At 65.4% G+C, this 16,548-nt stretch carries 14 protein-coding genes; 11 read left to right on the top strand and 3 right to left on the bottom strand.

All coding sequences use genetic code 11. From position 1 onward, the window contains the following. The first annotated feature begins 11 nt into the window (after positions 1–11). Positions 12–977 carry a catechol 2,3-dioxygenase gene (locus tag XH96_RS23650; protein WP_194387894.1) on the top strand — a complete coding sequence of 322 codons (966 nt, stop codon included), beginning with the start codon at positions 12–14 and terminating at the stop codon, positions 975–977. Between the two features lie 210 nt (positions 978–1,187). Here the strand turns inward: XH96_RS23650 and XH96_RS23645 are convergent, their stop codons facing one another. Both XH96_RS23645 and XH96_RS23640 read right to left on the bottom strand, forming a co-directional pair. Next, positions 1,188–4,718: a molybdopterin cofactor-binding domain-containing protein gene (locus XH96_RS23645; protein WP_194387893.1), complete on the bottom strand. Its 3,531-nt coding sequence runs from the start codon at positions 4,716–4,718 to the stop codon at positions 1,188–1,190. Next, positions 4,718–5,200 (bottom strand): (2Fe-2S)-binding protein, encoded by a 483-nt coding sequence (locus tag XH96_RS23640; protein WP_194387892.1) that lies wholly within the window; start codon positions 5,198–5,200, stop codon positions 4,718–4,720. Before XH96_RS23640 ends, XH96_RS23645 begins: the two co-directional genes overlap by 1 nt. A 240-nt stretch (positions 5,201–5,440) precedes the next feature. Between XH96_RS23640 and XH96_RS23635 the strand changes: the two genes are divergently transcribed. From XH96_RS23635 to XH96_RS23600, 8 genes are all read left to right on the top strand, one after another. Beyond that, positions 5,441–6,898, top strand: coding sequence for a 6-hydroxynicotinate reductase (locus tag XH96_RS23635; RefSeq protein WP_194394227.1), 1,458 nt, complete (start codon positions 5,441–5,443; stop codon positions 6,896–6,898). Continuing rightward, positions 6,895–7,791, top strand: a complete 897-nt coding sequence (locus XH96_RS23630; RefSeq protein WP_194387891.1) for a UPF0280 family protein — start codon at positions 6,895–6,897, stop codon at positions 7,789–7,791. The genes XH96_RS23635 and XH96_RS23630 overlap by 4 nt, the downstream gene beginning before the upstream one ends. A 26-nt stretch (positions 7,792–7,817) precedes the next feature. After that, positions 7,818–8,402, top strand: a complete 585-nt coding sequence (locus XH96_RS23625) for an amino acid synthesis family protein (protein WP_024338309.1) — start codon at positions 7,818–7,820, stop codon at positions 8,400–8,402. 80 nt (positions 8,403–8,482) lie between these two features. Then, complete coding sequence (locus XH96_RS23620) at positions 8,483–9,685, top strand: ABC transporter substrate-binding protein (RefSeq protein ID WP_194387890.1); 1,203 nt, start codon at positions 8,483–8,485, stop codon at positions 9,683–9,685. A gap of 161 nt (positions 9,686–9,846) precedes the next feature. After that, positions 9,847–11,736 (top strand): ABC transporter permease, encoded by a 1,890-nt coding sequence (locus XH96_RS23615; protein ID WP_194387889.1) that lies wholly within the window; start codon positions 9,847–9,849, stop codon positions 11,734–11,736. After that, positions 11,733–12,524, top strand: a complete 792-nt coding sequence (locus XH96_RS23610; RefSeq protein ID WP_194387888.1) for an ABC transporter ATP-binding protein — start codon at positions 11,733–11,735, stop codon at positions 12,522–12,524. The genes XH96_RS23615 and XH96_RS23610 overlap by 4 nt, the downstream gene beginning before the upstream one ends. Beyond that, the gene (locus tag XH96_RS23605) at positions 12,521–13,225 is read left to right on the top strand and encodes an ABC transporter ATP-binding protein (protein ID WP_027571698.1); all 705 of its coding nucleotides are present in this window, start codon (positions 12,521–12,523) and stop codon (positions 13,223–13,225) included. The genes XH96_RS23610 and XH96_RS23605 overlap by 4 nt, the downstream gene beginning before the upstream one ends. A 13-nt stretch (positions 13,226–13,238) precedes the next feature. Next, a complete protein-coding gene (locus tag XH96_RS23600) occupies positions 13,239–13,706 on the top strand; it encodes a MarR family winged helix-turn-helix transcriptional regulator (RefSeq protein WP_194387887.1) in 468 nt (155 codons plus the stop codon). Between the two features lie 275 nt (positions 13,707–13,981). On the opposite strand, the gene XH96_RS23595 is transcribed toward XH96_RS23600, so the two are convergent. Then, positions 13,982–15,178 (bottom strand): amidohydrolase family protein, encoded by a 1,197-nt coding sequence (locus tag XH96_RS23595; protein WP_028178544.1) that lies wholly within the window; start codon positions 15,176–15,178, stop codon positions 13,982–13,984. 156 nt (positions 15,179–15,334) lie between these two features. Between XH96_RS23595 and XH96_RS23590 the strand changes: the two genes are divergently transcribed. Then, positions 15,335–16,108 (top strand): ferredoxin--NADP reductase, encoded by a 774-nt coding sequence (locus XH96_RS23590; RefSeq protein ID WP_194387886.1) that lies wholly within the window; start codon positions 15,335–15,337, stop codon positions 16,106–16,108. 106 nt (positions 16,109–16,214) lie between these two features. Next, entirely contained in the window at positions 16,215–16,535 is a 321-nt protein-coding gene (locus tag XH96_RS23585; protein ID WP_194387885.1) for a hypothetical protein, read from the top strand. The last annotated feature ends 13 nt before the right edge of the window (positions 16,536–16,548 follow it).

Below are 16,548 nucleotides of genomic sequence, written 5' to 3'. Positions count from 1 at the left end.
GGGAGGAAATCATGCAGCCCGAACCAATCCTCGATCTCGCCCATCTCGGCCACATGGAGCTGCTGACGCCGAAGCCTGACGAAAGCCTGAAATTCTTCGTCGATGTCATGGGCATGACCGTCAGCGGACGACAAGGCGAGTCGGTCTACTTGCGTGGCTGGGACGACTACGAGCGCTATTCGCTCAAGCTCACGGCCTCGAAGACGTCAGGGATGGGCCACATGGCGCTGCGCGCGCGCAGCCAGCAGGCGCTGGAGCGCCGCGTTGCCGCGCTGAAAGGATCCGGCTTCGACATCGGCTGGATCGACGGCGACATGGGGCAGGGGCCGACCTTCCGCTGCCGCGATCCCGACGGCCATATCGTCGAGCTCTATTACGAGACCGAATGGTATCAGGCGCCGCCGGAGCTCAAGCCAGCGCTGAAGAACCAGGCGCAGCGCTTTCCGGCCCGCGGCGTCAATGTCCGCCGCCTCGACCATCTCAACTGCCTCGCCGTCGACATCAAGGCCAACCGCGAGTTCTTCGAGACCTATCTCGGCTGCCGTCTCACCGAGCAGATCGTGCTCAATGACGGCCGGGAAGCGGCGATGTGGCTGACGATGTCGAACAAGAGCTACGACTTCGCCTATTCGCTCGACCATTCCGGCGTGCCCGGCCGCTTCCACCACGTCACCTACGCACTCGACAGCCGCGAGGAGATTCTGCGCGCCGCCGACATCTTCCTGGAGAACGGCGTGCACATCGAGACCGGCCCGCACAAGCACGCGATCCAGCAGACTTTCTTCCTCTACGTCTACGAGCCCGGCGGCAACCGCGTCGAGGTCGCCAATGCCGGCGCGCGCCTCATCCTCGCGCCCGATTGGAAGCCGATCGTGTGGACCGAGGAGGAGCGCAAGAAGGGCCAGGCCTGGGGATTGAAGACGATCGAGTCGTTCCACACCCACGGCACGCCGCCGGTCGAGGTGAAGCACGGGTGAGTTAAAGCATGCGAGCTGGGCGGGGGCTGAGCAAACGCCTCGTTCTTCGAGACGACCGCTTCGCGATCTCCTCAGGATGAGGCTAAGCAGCGACCTTTGCTTCATTGAATGGCTGCCACGCACTCCGTCCTCATCCTGAGGGCCCGCCGCAGGCGGGCGTCTCGAAGGATAGCAGCAGGCGAGCTTCCAGCCACGCCCTTGATCTTTATCTCAGTGCGCCGATGTGCGCAGCCGCGCGATCGTCTCGCGCACGCCGGTCCAGGCCGGCTTGTCGGGTGCGAACTGCTTGCGCAAAAACGTCACGAGCTCCTCGACCTGCGCGTCGCTCATGCTGCCCTTGAAGGCGGGCATGTAGCCGAGATCGCTTGTGACCGGTTCGGCGATCCCATGCAGGATCACCTGGACCAGATTGTCCGCCGTTCCGCTGTGCAGGTTGCTGTTCAGCGCGAGCGAGGGGCGAGTGCCGAACAGCGGTAGGCCGCCGACCTCGTGGCAGACGGCGCAGGCGCCCAGGTACAACCGCGCGCCGGTGGAAGAGGCAACGGTGACCTGGGTTGCGCTCTCGAGCTTTGCCGCGAGCGCATCCTGCGCCTGCCGGTCGGTCGCGGCGTCGTTGAACGAGTTGAGATAGACCGCCATCGCACGGATGTCCTGGTCGGGCAGGGCCTTGAGGTCCCGGACGATCGGCGCCATCGGGCCGGCCGCCACGCCGTGATAGCGCGAATGGCCGGTGCGCAAATAAGCGAAAAGCTCATCCTCGCTCCACGGGATCGGTGCCTGCGAGACTGAGGTCAGCGCCGGTGCCTCCCAGCCCTCGGCAAAGCCGCCGGCGAGATAGGCTTCGCGCTGCTCGGCGCCGATCGCGTTGCGCGGCGAATGACAGGCGCTGCAATGGCCGAGGCTCTCGACCAGATAGGCGCCGCGATTCCAGAGCTCGGACTTGGCGGGATCGGGCTTGAACTCGCGCGTCTGGTGGAACAGCGCGTTCCAGCCCGCGAGCAGCGGGCGGAGATTGAACGGGAAGGCGAGCGCATTCGCCGGCGTCGTCGCGCGCACCGCGGGCCGGGCCATCAGGTAGGCATAGAGTGCCTGCATGTCCGCGTCGCTGGTCTTCGCAAAATGCGTGTAGGGAAAGGCCGGATAGAGCTGCCGCCCATCACGGTGCAGCCCGTCACGCATGGCGCGCTCGAAGGCTGGATAGGACCAGGCGCCGATGCCGGTCTCGACGTCGGGCGTGATGTTGGTCGCGTAGATCGTGCCGAACGGCGTTTCAAGCGCGCGGCCGCCGGCGTTGAGCGCGCCGCCGGTCGAGGTGTGGCACTCCGCGCAATTGCCGAGCGCCGCGAGCACCTCTCCGCGCGCGATCGTCGCCGCGGAATAGACCGACGCGTCGGGGCGCGCGATGGGTGCAATCGCGCGGCCCGGCAGCAGCGCCGCGCCGACGCCGATTGCGGCGGTGCAGAAAGCCGCAATGGTCGCGAAGAGGCCGGCACGCTTTGCGAACGGGTTTTGCCAGATGCGGGCCGGCTGCGACGCCGCGGGAGGGGGCAGGGCCTGTGGTGTCGCCGGTGCATCACCGTGCAGCCCTTTCAGGATGCGTTCAGGCGTGAACGGCGGCTCGCGAAAGCGCACGCCGGTGGCATCGAAGATCGCGTTGGCGATCGCCGCCGCGCTCGGCACCGAGGCGGATTCGCCGACGCCGAGCGGTGGCTGATCCTGACGCGGCAGCATCAGGACGTCGATCTTGGGCACGTCGGGGAAGGGAATGATGGGATAGGCGCCCCATTCGCGTGCCGCCACCGCGCCGCGCTCGAACGACACTTCCTCCATCAGCGCGCGGCTGGTGGACTGGATGACGTTGCCATGGATCTGGTGGCGCACGCCGTCCGGATTGATCATCAGGCCGGAGTCCTGTCCCGCGACGACGCGCGTGACGCTGACATCGCCCGTCGTCTTGTTCACCGCGACGTCGGCGACCCAGGCCGACCACGCCGCGCCATAGCCGGGAAACTTGCTGTGGACATAAAGCGCGTAGGCAAAGCCGCGCCCGTGCACGACCTCGCCGTCTTTCTCCTCACGGACCGGCCGCGGCGTCCAGCCCGCGCGTTCGGCGACTGCATTGACGAGATCGACGGCGCGCTGGTCTTTCAAATAGCGCAGGCGGTATTCGATCGGGTCGACGCCGGCCTCGGTCGCGGCCTCGTCGATATAGGATTCATGCGCGAAGGTGTTCGGCAGTGCCGAGACGCCGCGGAACCATGAGGCGCGCACGATCGGGGGCATGTCGTGGGCGACGACGCGCATGTGGTCGTAATCGTAGGGCGGGATCGCGGTGCGGTCGCCCATCTGAAGCACGGCCGGATCGGGCGAGATGCGGCCGGTCAGCAGCAGCGCCAGAGTCGGCGCGGTGTTCGAGGGATAGCGCGTTGTGAGATCGTAACCGGCAATGCCGCCGTCGGCATCGAGCCCGCCGTTGACGTCGATGAGCTGCGCGGTGCCTTTGGGCTCCCAGGCGTGCTCCTGCTCGCGTGTCAATTGCACGCGAACGGGCCGGCCAACGGCGCGCGACAGCAGCAGCGCATCGGCGGTGACGTCGTCGGCGCAGTTGCGGCCGTAGCAGCCGGCGGCTTCGAGCCGGATCACCTCGATCTCGCTCTCGGGACGTTCGATCAGCAGCGCAAGATCGCTGCGCAGCACGTGCGGGTTCTGAGTGCCCGACCAGACGCGGATATTGCCGTCCCTGTAGTCGGCGACGGCACAGGATGGGCCGATCGAAGCGTGCATTTGATACGGCCAGACATAAGTGCGCTGCATCGGCTTGGCCGCGCCCGATATCGCCTTGTCGACCTCGCCCTTGTCGATCAGCGTGCGCGGCGTCGACGGATTGGCGCGCAGCGCGGTCTCGACATCGGCAAGGTCGGTGAGGGCGGGCGTCGGCTTCCAGCTCACTTCGAGATGCTCTGCCGCACGGATCGCATTCTCCTCGCGCTCGGCGACAACGCCGACGAAATCGCCGATGTGCACCACCGCGATCAGGCCGGGAATGTCGCGTACCGAGGATTCATCGACCGCGAGCAGGCTGGTGCCGACGAACGGTCCGGCATCGACGCCGGCATAGGGCGGCCGCACCACGCGGCCGTGCAGCATGCCCGGCACGCGGATGTCGTGGACGAAGGTCAGCTCGCCCGTGGCCTTGGCGGGCAGATCCACGCGCGGCGTCGACTGGCCGACGATCGCGTAGTCGCCGACAGGTTTGACCGCGACGTCGTCGGCAAGCTCGAGCCGGATCTCTTCGCCGCCGATCAGCTCGCCATAACTGACGCTGCGGTTGTCGTTCCCGCGCACGAGGCCATCCTCGATCCGTAACTCGGAGGCCGGCAGCTCCAGCCGCTCGGACGCGCGCGCGATCAGGAAGTGCCTCGCCTGCGCCGCGGCCTTGCGCAGGGGCACCGCGGTGATCTGGATGGTCTCGCTGGCGATCGTCGCGCCCTGGTTCGGCACCACCGACGTGTCGCCGAGCACGACCACGACGCGCGCAAAGGAAACGTCGAGCTCCTCGGCGACGATCTGGCCAAGGGCGGTGCGGATGCCGGTGCCGAGATCGACATGGCCGTTATAGGCCGTGACCGCTCCGTCCGCGGTGATGCGGACGAAGGTCTCGGATGTGACCTCGTCCACGGTGCGGGCGACGACGAGCGAACCCGATGGCCGCTCAGCTCCGTTCGAAACAGGGGAGGCCATCAGTCCGCGGCCTCGACGAGCTGGCCGGATGCCCGCATCACCGCGCGCAGGATCTCGACATGGGTGCCGCAGCGGCAGAGATTGTAGCGCAGCGCCGCCAGCGCCTGTTGCTCGCTCGGCCGCGGGTTGATCGCGAGCAGCGCCTTGGTGGTCATGATCATGCCGTTGAGGCAATAGCCGCATTGTGCGGCCTGCTCGTCGATGAAGGCCTGTTGCACCACATCGGGCTTGTCGCGGGTGCCGAGGCCTTCGAGCGTCACGATGTCGCGGCCGGCGCAGCCGCTCACCGGAATCACACAGGAGCGTGCCGCCGCGCCGTCGATCAGGACAGTACAGGTGCCACATTCGCCGAGGCCGCAACCATATTTTGGGCCATTGAGCGCGAGCTCGTTGCGCAACACATAGAGCAGCGGCGTCTGGCGCTCCGCCGTGATTTCGTGGATCCTGCCGTTCACGGTGAGGCGGATCGGTGTCTTCGTCATCCTCGTTCCCAAGCGCGCGTAACTCTACGGCGGCGAACGATACCGTTTGTACACAAACGTGCAAGCGGTGCATCCCGCACTGCAGCGTGGTTGCCTTCTTTGTGGACAGAGCCGATAGGCAAATGAGGTTTTATGCGGCAGCCGCATCTTTTGCGTTGCACCGCCGCTTGACAGCGCCAGGGGACCGCGCGCAACATTGTTCGTGTACGAACGATAACCGCAGTGGCCACCGGCTCCGACATGGTGATTGAAACGACGAGCGCCGTCATCGACAAGATCCGCTGCGATGCTTGTCCGGTGATGTGCTACATCAAGCCGGGCGCAGCGGGTGCCTGCGACCGCTACGCCAATCACGACGGCAAGCTCGTCCGTGTCGATCCGCACGTGATCCTGGAGCGTACGGTCTCGCATGGCGGCAAGCTCGTTCCCTTCAGTCGCACCGAAGACTGGGACGGCAAGATCGTCCACGAACCCTCGACCTTCGTGACCGCGATCGGTGCGGGCACGACCTATCCCGACTACAAGCCGGCGCCGTTCATCGTCGCCGCTGAGGTCGACGGGGTCGACATGGTGACCGTGGTCACCGAGGGCATCTTCTCCTATTGCGGGATCAAGGTGAAGATCGACACCGATCGTTATCTTGGTCCGGAGACCGCGACCGTTCGCGCGCAGGGCGAGGCGGTTGGCCACGTCACGACCAGCGAATATGGCTCGCAGATGCTGTCGCTCGGCGGCGTGCATCATCTCACCGGGGGCTCCAAGAAGGAAGGCCGCGTCACCTGCGACACGCTGATGGACCTTGCTAACTGCAAGGCGGTCGAGCTCACCATTGACGGTGGCGCCACCGTGGTGGTGCAGGCCGGGCAGCCGCCGATCGTCAACGGCATGAAAGAAGAGCGCATGCGCGTCGGCTGCGGCTCGGCGACGATCGGCATGTTCGCCAAGCAATGGCACGGCAAGGTCGACGAGGTGGTCGTGGTCGACGACCACATCACCGGGGTGCTCTCGGAGCATCAGGCCGGCAAGCTTCTCGACATCGCCGACACCGGCATCAAGATGAAGGGACGGCGCTCCACGCCCGGCCGCTATTTCCAGGTCGCCGATCCCGGCACGGGCTGGGGCGGCACCAACATTTCCGATCCCTTGTCGATCCTCGGGCCGTTCGATGCCAAGGAAGCGAAGCCCGGTCTGACCATGCTGATGGTCTCCACCACGGGCGAGCATTCGTCGTATTACGTGCTCGACGAAGCCTTGAAGCCGATCGAGACCGAGATGCCGGCCGAGTTGAGATTCTCGGTCGAGCGGATCCAGGAAAACTGCGAGCCGGCGCTGTGCACGGTGCTGTTCATGGCTGGCGCCGGCGGCTCACTGCGTGCCGGTGTCACCGACAATCCGGTGCGACTGACGCGTTCGGTGAAGGATGCGCTGACGCGCGTCACCAGCGGCGGCGCGCCGGTCTATGTCTGGCCCGGCGGCGGCATCACCTACATGGTCGACGTGACGCAGATGCCGTCAGGCGCGTTCGGCTATGTGCCGACGCCGGCGCTGGTCGCGCCGATCGAGTTCACGATGACGCTGTCCGACTATGCCGCGCTCGGCGGCCACATGGACTACGTGAAGCCGCTCTCCGAGGTTCAGAACGGCGACGATGTCCGCCAGTTGCCATGGCATCACCCGATTCCGGGGCGCCGGACATGACGAGGCGCCCGCAAATCGCATTGCTGTCTGATGGCCGGCGGCTGCATTTGCAGGATGGACCGATTGATCTGATCGTGGAGGCGAGGGGACGTGCGGACGAGGTGCGCGCGGCCTATGAGGCTGCGGCGCGCCGGTTCACCGGGCTTCTCGACGAGCTATGCGCGGAACTGACTGAGTTGCGTGCGGATGCTGCGACGCGGACTTCGCTGACCGGCGCCGTCGCGCGTCGTATGCACGCCGCTGTCGCGCCCTATGCCGCCGATTGCTTCATCACGCCGATGGCGGCTGTTGCAGGCAGCGTGGCCGAGGAGATTCTGGGGGCGATGCTGCGCGTTGCGACGCTCGATCGGGCTTACGTCAACAATGGTGGCGACATCGCGCTTCATCTCGCTGAAGGCACGCATTTTTCGGTCGGACTGATGGATCGGCCCGACCGCGACGGTGTGATGCGGACGATGAGGATCGATGCGAATGATCCGTCGCGTGGCGTCGCGACCAGCGGACGCCACGGCCGCAGCTTTTCGCTCGGCATCGCCGATGCCGTGACGGTGCTGGCGGCGACCGCAGCGCAGGCCGATGCGGCGGCGACGGTGATCGCGAATGCCGTCGACCTGCCCGGGCATCCCGCCATCATCCGGAGGCCTGCGACCGAGCTTCAGCCCGACAGCGATCTGGGCGCGCGCCTCGTCACCCGCGATGTCGGCGAGCTGTCTCTCGATGAGATCGCTGCCGCACTCGAATCTGGCGCAGAACGTGCACGGCAATTGTTCGATCGCGGACTGATCGAGGGTGCCGTGTTGCAGCTTTGTGGTGATATGCTTGTCATCGGACCGAAAGATATTGAGCGGCAGCGATCGCGCCCGGTTACGCTGGAGAACGCGGTTCATGCCTGAACAGGGAAGAACCTGAGGACACAATCATGAGCGCGATCATTCGCAAGATCGTCACCGTCGTCGAAGAGACGCAGATGGAGATGGGCCGGCAGGTGTCGCCGCCGACCCGGCGTGCGGCTGCGATTGCCGTCATCGAGAATCCGTTCGCCGGAAAATATGTCGAGGATCTGTCGCCGCTGATCGCGATCGGCGAGGAGCTGGGTGAGCTCTTGTCGAAGCGCGCGGTGGCTGCGCTCGGCATCGATGGCGCCAAGGCGCAGAGCTATGGCAAAGCCGCCGCCGTCGGCGAGAACGGCGAGCTGGAGCATGCCGCCGCAATCCTCCACCCCAAGATGGGCGCGCCGGTGCGCAAGGTGCTGGGCAAGGGCGCAGCTCTGATCCCGTCCTCGAAGAAGCGTAGCGGCCCGGGCACGACGCTGGACATTCCGCTCGGGCACAAGGATGCTGCCTTCGTGCGCAGTCACTTCGACGGCATGGAAGTGCAGATCAACGATGCGCCGCGCGCCAACGAGATCATGGTCGCGGTCGCCGTCACCGACAGCGGCCGTCCGCTGCCGCGCGTCGGTGGGCTCACGGTTGCGGAGATCAAGGGCGAAGACGGTCTGAGATAGGGTTTGAACCGGGGAGGCGGGCACAGCTTCCCCGACACGATTACGCTGAAGACGTAGAGAGTTCAAAACTGGAGGTTGGGATGCGAGCGAGAAACTATTTTGTGGGCGCGGCCTTCGCGCTTTTGGCGGGCGGCATGGCTCATTCGGCCCTGGCGCAGGACATCAAGATCGGCGAGATCAACAGCTATTCGCTGCTGCCGGCCTTCACCGAGCCCTATCGCAAGGGCTGGCAGCTTGCGGTCGAGGAGATCAATGCGGCCGGCGGCATCAACGGCAAGAAGCTCGTCGTCATTTCCAAGGATGATGGCGGCAAGCCGGCCGACGCGCAGACCGCGGCCAACGAGCTCGTCTCGAGCGAGGGCGTTGCGATGCTCGCAGGCACCTTCCTGTCCAACATCGGCCTTGCGGTCAGCGACTTCGCCAACCAGAAGAAGGTGTTCTTCCTCGCGGCCGAGCCGCTGACGGACGCCATCACCTGGTCCAAGGGCAACAAGTACACCTTCCGCCTGCGTCCTTCCAACTACATGCAGGCGGCGATGCTGGTCGAGGCGGCGGCGAAGCTGCCGGCCAAGCGCTGGGCCACGATCGCGCCGAACTACGAATACGGCCAGTCGGCGGTCGCCGTGTTCAAGAAGCTGATGTCGGAGAAGCGTCCCGACATCCAGTGGGTCGACGAACAGTGGCCGCCGCAGGGCAAGATCGACGCAGGTCCCGTGGTGCAGGCGGTGGCTGCCGCCAATCCCGAAGCGATCCTCAACGTCACCTTCGGCGCCGACCTTGTGAAGCTCGTGCGCGAAGGCAACACCCGCGGTCTGTTCAAGGGACGCGAGGTCGTCTCGTTCCTCACGGGCGAGCCCGAGTATCTCGACCCGCTCAAGGACGAGACGCCGGAGGGCTGGATCGTCACCGGCTATCCCTGGTACTCGATCAAGACGCCCGAGCATGACGCGTTCCTGAAGGCCTACCAAGCCAAGTATAACGACTATCCGCGTCTCGGCTCGATCGTCGGCTACCAGACCATCAAGTCGGCGGCCGCCATTCTCGCGAAAGCGGGCTCGACCGATCCGGAGAAGCTGATCGCCGCGGCGGAAGGGCTGTCCATGCCGTCACCGTTCGGCGAGATCACCTTCCGCAAGATCGACCACCAATCGACGCTCGGTGCCTATGTCGGCAAGACCGCGCTGAAGGACGGCAAGGGCGTGATGGTGGATTCGTCCTATAAGAAAGGCGCGGACTATCTGCCCAGCGATGCCGAAGTCGCGAAGCTGCGGCCGAAGGATTGATCTCCGCTGCCGTAGGGTGGGTTAGCCGAGCGCAGATCGCTTGGCGTAACCCACCACTTTCGGAGCCATACGAGAAGAGGTGGTGGGTTACGCCGAGCAGATGCGCTCTGCGCATCTGCAGGGCTAACCCATCCTACGATTTCACTTAACCCGGACCGCCGATGGCTTTTTATGTCGTACAGTTTCTGACCGGTCTCGCCAGCGCAGCGTCGCTGTTTCTGGTGGCCTCGGGCCTGTCGATCATCTTCGGCGTGACCCGGATCGTGAATTTCGCGCATGGCGCCTTCTACATGATCGGCGCCTACATCGCCTTCACGCTCACCGAGCGGCTTTCGGGTGCGTTTGGGTTCTGGGGCAGCATCGTGCTGGCCGCGCTGGCCGTGGCGATGATCGGCGTGATCGTCGAGATGGTGCTGCTCCGCCGCATCTATCACGCGCCCGAACTGTTCCAGCTGCTCGCGACCTTCGGCCTGACCTTGATGGTCGAGGACCTCGTGGTCCTGATCTGGGGGCCCGACGATCTCGTCGGCCGCCGCGCGCCGGGCTTCAGGGGTGCCATCGATTTCTTCGGCCAGAACATTCCGAGCTATGATCTGTTCCTGATCGTGCTTGGCCCGGTCGTGCTCGGCATTCTCTGGTTGCTGTTCCAGCGCACGCGATGGGGCGTGCTTGTGCGCGCGGCGACGCAGGACCGCGACATGGTCGCGGCGCTCGGCGTCAATCAGAAATGGCTGTTCACGTCGGTGTTCGCGGTCGGCGTCTTCCTCGCAGCCCTCGGCGGCGCGCTTCAGATCCCGCGCGATGCCGTGCATCACGCCATGGATCTGCGCATCATCGTCGAGGTGTTCGTCGTGGTCGTGATCGGCGGCCTCGGCAGCATCGTCGGTGCCTTCGTCGCGGCCGTGCTGGTCTCGGAGCTGAATGCCTTCGGCATCCTGATCTTCCCGAAGATCTCCATCATTCTGGTCTTCCTGGTGATGGCGGTGGTGCTGATCGTGCGACCCTGGGGCCTGTTCGGCAAGCCGGAGGCGGCTGCGCGAAAGACGCCTGGCCTCACCGTCAATCCCTGGCGGCCGCTGACGTCGAACGAACGGCTGGCGGCGGTTGCTGCGCTCGTCGTCGCAGCGATGCTGCCGCTGTTCGCGGGCAATTATCTGCTCACCGTGGGCTCGGAGATCGCAATCTTCGTGATCTTCGCGGTCAGCCTGCACTTCCTGATGTCGGTCGGCGGCCTCGCGTCCTTCGGCCATGCCGCCTATTTCGGGCTCGGCGCCTACGGCATCGCCTTCCTCGCCAAAATGGCGGGGCTGCCGATGATCGTGTGTCTGTTGCTTGGCCCGCTGCTCGGCTGCATGGGCGCCGCCGTGTTCGGCTTCTTCGCGGTGCAGCTCTCCGGCGTCTATTTCGCGATGCTGACGCTCGCCTTCGCGCAGATCGTGTGGTCGATCGCGTTCCAATGGGTGAGCGTGACCGGCGGCGACAATGGCATTCTGGGTCTCTGGCCGTCGAGCTGGGCGGCGAGCCCGTCGCATTTCTACTGGCTTGCGCTCGGCGTCGCGGCGCTGGTGACCGTCGCGTTGCGGGCCATGGTGTTCTCGCCGTTCGGTTACGCGCTCCGTGCAACGCGCGACTCGCTTCTTCGCAGCGAAGCGGTCGGCATCAATGCCAAGCGGATCCAGTGGACCGCTTTCGTGATCGCCGGCACGACCGCCGGCATCGGCGGGGCGCTGTTCGCCTACCTCAAGGGCAGCGTCTTCCCCGACAATCTCGGCATCTCGCTGTCGGTCGACGCGCTGGTCATGGTGCTGCTCGGCGGCGTCGAGACGGTGTCCGGTGCGGTGATCGGGGCCATCGTCTACAAGGCCTTGAACATCTGGCTGGTGAGCCAGACCGATCTGTCGAAGCTCGTGCTCGGCGGCTTCATCATGCTGATCGTCGTCGTTTTCCCGAAGGGCATCGTCGGCATGCTCGAGATGCTGGCGCAGCGCCGGCGAAAGTCTTCGCCGCCGGGCTCTCCCTTGCTTGCCAAGCCGATCGAGTCTGCCGAATGAGTGCCACACCCCCACTTCTCGCGGTCGAAGGCCTGACCAAGTCTTATGGCGGCATCCATGCGGTGCGCGGCGTCTCGTTCTCGCTGCGTGCCGGCGAGATCCTGGCGCTGATCGGTCCGAACGGCGCGGGAAAAAGCACCTGCTTCGACATGCTCAACGGCCAGAACAAGCCTGACAGCGGCCATGTCCGCCTGCTCGGCGAAGAGATCACGGGCAGGAAGCCGCGTGAGGTCTGGCGGCTCGGCGTCGGGCGCACGTTCCAGATCACCGCGACCTTCGCCACCATGACCGTGCGTGAGAACGTCCAGGTCGCGCTGATTTCGCATGAGAAGCAGCTCTACAACCTCTGGGGCTCGGCGCCGAAGTTCGACCGCGGCGAGGCCGGCCGCCTGCTCGAACTGGTCGGCATGGGTGGCTACGCGGACCGTCCCTGCGGCGAGCTCGCCTATGGCGACCTCAAGCGGCTCGAGCTTGCGGTCGCGCTCGCCAACCAGCCGAAGCTGCTGTTGATGGACGAGCCGACCGCCGGCATGGCCCCGCGCGAGCGCGTCGATCTGATGCGGCTGACCGCGAGCATCGCGCGGGAGAAGTCGATCGGCGTGCTCTTCACCGAGCACGACATGGACGTGGTGTTCGAGCATGCCGACCGCATCATCGTGCTCAATCGCGGGACGTTGATCGCCGAAGGTTCGCCGGCGGAGGTGCGTGGCAATCCGCAGGTGCAGGCGGTCTATCTCGGCGAGGGCCTCGTCTACGATGCCCGCCACCGCGAGGGAACATCGGCATGAAGCTCACGGTGCAAGACCTCAACAGCCATTATGGCCCTGCGCATATCCTGTTCGACATCGGCTTCGAGGTCGGTGAGGGTGAGGTCGTGGCATTGCTGGGACGCAACGGCGCCGGCAAGTCGACGACGTTCCGCTCGATCGTCGGCCTCGTCGCCCAGCGCTCCGGCCGCATCATGTTCGAGGGCAAGGATGTCTCGGCGAAGCCGACACACGAGATCGTGCGCGAGGGGCTCGGCTACGTTCCGGAGGAGCGGCGCATCTTCACTGACCTGACAGTCGAGGAAAACCTCGAGGTCGGCCGCCAGCCGAAGCGCCCGAACGCGCCGCACTGGACGCGCGAGAAACTGTTCGCGCTGTTTCCAAATCTGGGCGAGATGAAGAACCGTCCCGGCGGCCGCATGAGCGGCGGCGAGCAGCAGATGCTCACCATCGCGCGCACGCTGATGGGCAATCCCTCGCTGGTGCTGCTCGACGAGCCCTCGGAAGGCCTGTCGCCGAAGATCGTGGAGCAGATGGTCGATGCCATCCTGACCATGAAGAAGGAGGGCGTCAGCATCGTCGTTTCCGAGCAGAACCTGCATTTCGCGCGATTGATCTCTGACCGCGCCTACATCATCGAGCGCGGCCGGATCTGCTTCGGCGGCACCATGGCCGAGCTCGACGCGCGTCCGGATATCCGCGACGCGCATCTGTCGTTGTGAGAGCGGGGAACGGATGGCGAGAAGCGTGACGGCGAAGAAGAACGTCAAACCGGCCAAAGCGTTTAACAGGCCGCCTTACGTGCTCGACGAGCAGGTCGGTTTCATCCTGCGCCAGGTCTGGCAGCGTCACAGCTCGATCTTCGCCCGCGACATCGGCACCAATCTGACGCCGACGCAATGGGCGGCATTGTCGAAACTGGCCGAGACCGGGCCATGCTCGCAGAACCAGCTCGGGCGGCTGACGGCGATGGACGTCGCCACCATCAAGGGCGTGATCGATCGCCTCACCGCGCGCGGCCTGACCGAGACCAGCCAGGATCCCGACGACGGGCGGCGGCTCCTGGTCAGCCTGACGCGCGCGGGTCAGCAGCTTGCGGAGAAGCTGGCCCCCAATGCGCTGGCGATCACGCGCGAGACGCTGGCGCCGCTCGACGCGAGGGAGCGCGAGACGCTGATGGCGCTGTTGAACAAGCTGCGGTGATGTCGGTCTCGTAAGGCGGGCAAAGGCGCGCGAGCGCCGTGCCCACTATTTCTGCGGCTGGAGAAAGAATGGTGGGCACGCTTCGCTTTGCCCACCCTACAGGAGCGGTGAGCTCTGCTCTCTCACCGTCACCCCTGAGGTGGCCGCTTCTTCAGCGGCCCTCGAAGGGCGACGGCCCGGCTGCATCTTGGCCGTTCATCCTTCGAGGCTCGCACACGGTGCCATCGCGCCGCGTGCTCGCACCTCAGGATGACGGGTCTGGCTTTCGTCCAAGCCTACTTCGCCACCACCTCCGGCACCTTTCCCGCCGGCGGGGTGTTGCGGCTGCGTTGCGTTCGCACGATGCCGTCGATGATGGTCATGCCGATGCCGGGGAGGTCGCCGAGCTGCACGCTCTCCAGGATGTTCTTGCCGGGCGAGTGCTGAGCCTTGTCCATGATGACGAAATCGGCGGAACGGCCGACTTCGATCAGGCCGCAATCGAGCTGCCGCATCCGCGCAGTGTTGCCGGTGGCAAGACAGAACGCAATCTCGGCCGGCAGATCGCCGAGCGAGGACAGCATCGAGACCATGCGCAGAATGCCGAGTGGCTGCACACCCGAGCCGGCGGGCGCATCGGTGCCGAGGATGACGCGATGCAGGTCGCCCATCTCGCGCGCGGTGCGCAGCGTGAACAAGGCCGAGCGCTCATTGCCGTTGTGCACGAGCTCGAGGCCGCGCTTGCAGCCCTCGCAGATGCAGCGGATCTGGTCATCGGGCAGTGCGGTGTGGCCGCCGTTGATGTGGCCGACCACGTCGGTGTCGGCTTCCAGCACCACGTCCTTGTCGATCAGGCCGGAGCCTGGGATCGAGGGGCCACCGGTGTGGATCGTGCTCTGGATGCCGTATTTGCGCGCCCAGCCGACCATCTTCCGCGCTGTCGGGCCGTCCTTGACGCCGCCGAGGCCGACCTCGCCGAGCAGCTTGACGCCGTTGGCCGCCATCTCCTTGAAGTCTTCCTCGACCATCTCGCATTCGATCACCGGCGCGCCGGCGTGAACCTTCACGCCGCCGGGACGCAAGGTCCAGAACGCGCGCTGGGCGAACACGGCCATCGCCTTGAGGCCGACGACGTCGCGGGGGCGGCCGGGCATGTGAACTTCGCCGGCGGAGATCATGGTGGTGACGCCGCCATGGAGGTAGCTGTCGATCCAGTTGATCTGGTTCTGGCGCGGCGTCCAGTCGCCCGCGACGGGGTGGACGTGACTGTCGATCAGGCCCGGCGCCACCGTGGTGCCCTGGGCATCGACGATGGTGGTTGCGCCTTCGACGTTGCAGTCCTTGAAGCGGCCGATCGCGGTGATCTTGCCGTTCTCGGCGACGATGGTGTCGCCGTCCAGGATCGGCTTTTCCAAAGCGCCGGACAGGATCAGGCCGATGTTCCGGATCACGAGCTTCGAGGGTCCGGTGGCCTGGGGTGCGTCATGCGCCATGGAAAGGGCTCCTTATTCCTAACTGCAACGCTTTCGATCTTGGGCAGCCTTGACCGCGGGATCAAGCAGGATTATTCATTAGTATACGAATGATCGTGTACAAACGACGCATAGCTGCCGGCCTCGGAACCGCATTGACGCGACAGGGAAGGTGAGATGAGCAATTTCAATCAGGAAAGCGTTTTGAGCGTCCACCACTGGACCGACACGCTGTTCTCGTTCAAGACCACCCGCAGCCCGACCTTCCGCTTCCGCAACGGCGAATTCACCATGATTGGCCTCAAGGTCGGCGAGAAGCCGCTGCTGCGGGCCTACAGCGTCGCCAGCGCCAATTACGAGGACACGCTGGAGTTCTTCTCGATCAAGGTCCCGGACGGCCCGCTGACCTCGCGTCTCCAGCATTTGAAGGAAGGCGACGAGATCATCGTCAGCCGCAAGGCCACGGGCACACTGGTCATCGACAACCTGGAAGACGGGCGCAACCTCTATTTGATCGGCACCGGCACCGGCCTCGCGCCGTTCCTGAGCGTGATCAAGGACCCCGAGACCTATGAGCGGTTCGAGAAGGTTGTGCTGCTGCACGGCTGCCGCCACGTCAAGGAGCTCGCCTATGGCGAGATGATCACCGAGCATCTGCCGAAGGACGAGCTGCTCGGCGAGTACATTCGCAATCAGCTGATCTACTACCCGACCGTGACCCGCGATCCCTTCCGCAACCGAGGCCGCATCACGGACCTCATCACGTCGGGCAAGCTGTTCACCGACATCGGCCTGCCGGTGCTGGAAGCCGCGCATGACCGCGTCATGATCTGCGGCAGCCCGGCGCTGGTCGCGGACACCCGCGTGCTCCTGGGTGAACGCGGCTTCGCCGAGGGCAATCACGGCGAGCCGGCCCAATTCGTGGTCGAAAAGGCCTTCGCCGAGCGGTAATCTCGCAATTCCCGCGCGATAAGACCGTATTTTCGCCGCGTGGGGCCCGTTGCGGCGCCGATTCGGCGCTTGATACACTGTGGGAGCGAATCAACGGAGTTCCCACATGGTTGCGGACAGCGACAGCAACATCGCCTGGCACCGGGTTCAGTTGAAGAAGAACCGCGCCGAGTTGAGGGCGCTGGAGACCGCGCGCTTCACGATGGGCGAGATCGCCTCGTCGAAGCGGGATGGGCAGCCCCCAAAGTCGATCGCGGAACTCAAGCGGAAGATCGCACAGTCGGAGCGCGTGATCGCCGATCACGATAAGCGCACGCGCCGTCCGCTCGCAACCGACCTGCAGAGCCTCAGCAATGCCAGCTGGAGCCATTGGGACGCCTACACCCAGCAGCGCAAGACCGGCCAGCGTTCGCCCGGGCGCGGATAGACGCCTCTCGTCG

This window comes from Bradyrhizobium sp. CCBAU 51765, from assembly GCF_015291725.1.
GTDB classification, from domain to species: Bacteria; Pseudomonadota; Alphaproteobacteria; order Rhizobiales; family Xanthobacteraceae; genus Bradyrhizobium; species Bradyrhizobium liaoningense.
Note: the sequence above shows the minus strand (reverse complement) of the source record. Positions and strands in the feature narration are given on the sequence as shown.

Bases quoted from the DNA above. Each gene is read 5' to 3' on its own strand.
- XH96_RS23650 (WP_194387894.1), top strand. From the start codon at position 12: ATGCAGCCCGAACCAATCCTCGATCTCGCCCATCTCGGCCACATGGAG.
- XH96_RS23620 (WP_194387890.1), top strand. From the start codon at position 8,483: ATGCGAGCGAGAAACTATTTTGTGGGCGCGGCCTTCGCGCTTTTGGCG.
- XH96_RS23610 (WP_194387888.1), top strand. From the start codon at position 11,733: ATGAGTGCCACACCCCCACTTCTCGCGGTCGAAGGCCTGACCAAGTCT.
- XH96_RS23635 (WP_194394227.1), top strand. From the start codon at position 5,441: ATGGTGATTGAAACGACGAGCGCCGTCATCGACAAGATCCGCTGCGAT.
- XH96_RS23590 (WP_194387886.1), top strand. From the start codon at position 15,335: ATGAGCAATTTCAATCAGGAAAGCGTTTTGAGCGTCCACCACTGGACC.
- XH96_RS23605 (WP_027571698.1), top strand. From the start codon at position 12,521: ATGAAGCTCACGGTGCAAGACCTCAACAGCCATTATGGCCCTGCGCAT.
- XH96_RS23640 (WP_194387892.1), bottom strand. From the start codon at position 5,200: ATGACGAAGACACCGATCCGCCTCACCGTGAACGGCAGGATCCACGAA.
- XH96_RS23630 (WP_194387891.1), top strand. From the start codon at position 6,895: ATGACGAGGCGCCCGCAAATCGCATTGCTGTCTGATGGCCGGCGGCTG.
- XH96_RS23595 (WP_028178544.1), bottom strand. From the start codon at position 15,178: ATGGCGCATGACGCACCCCAGGCCACCGGACCCTCGAAGCTCGTGATC.
- XH96_RS23600 (WP_194387887.1), top strand. From the start codon at position 13,239: ATGGCGAGAAGCGTGACGGCGAAGAAGAACGTCAAACCGGCCAAAGCG.
- XH96_RS23585 (WP_194387885.1), top strand. From the start codon at position 16,215: ATGGTTGCGGACAGCGACAGCAACATCGCCTGGCACCGGGTTCAGTTG.
- XH96_RS23645 (WP_194387893.1), bottom strand. From the start codon at position 4,718: ATGGCCTCCCCTGTTTCGAACGGAGCTGAGCGGCCATCGGGTTCGCTC.
- XH96_RS23615 (WP_194387889.1), top strand. From the start codon at position 9,847: ATGGCTTTTTATGTCGTACAGTTTCTGACCGGTCTCGCCAGCGCAGCG.
- XH96_RS23625 (WP_024338309.1), top strand. From the start codon at position 7,818: ATGAGCGCGATCATTCGCAAGATCGTCACCGTCGTCGAAGAGACGCAG.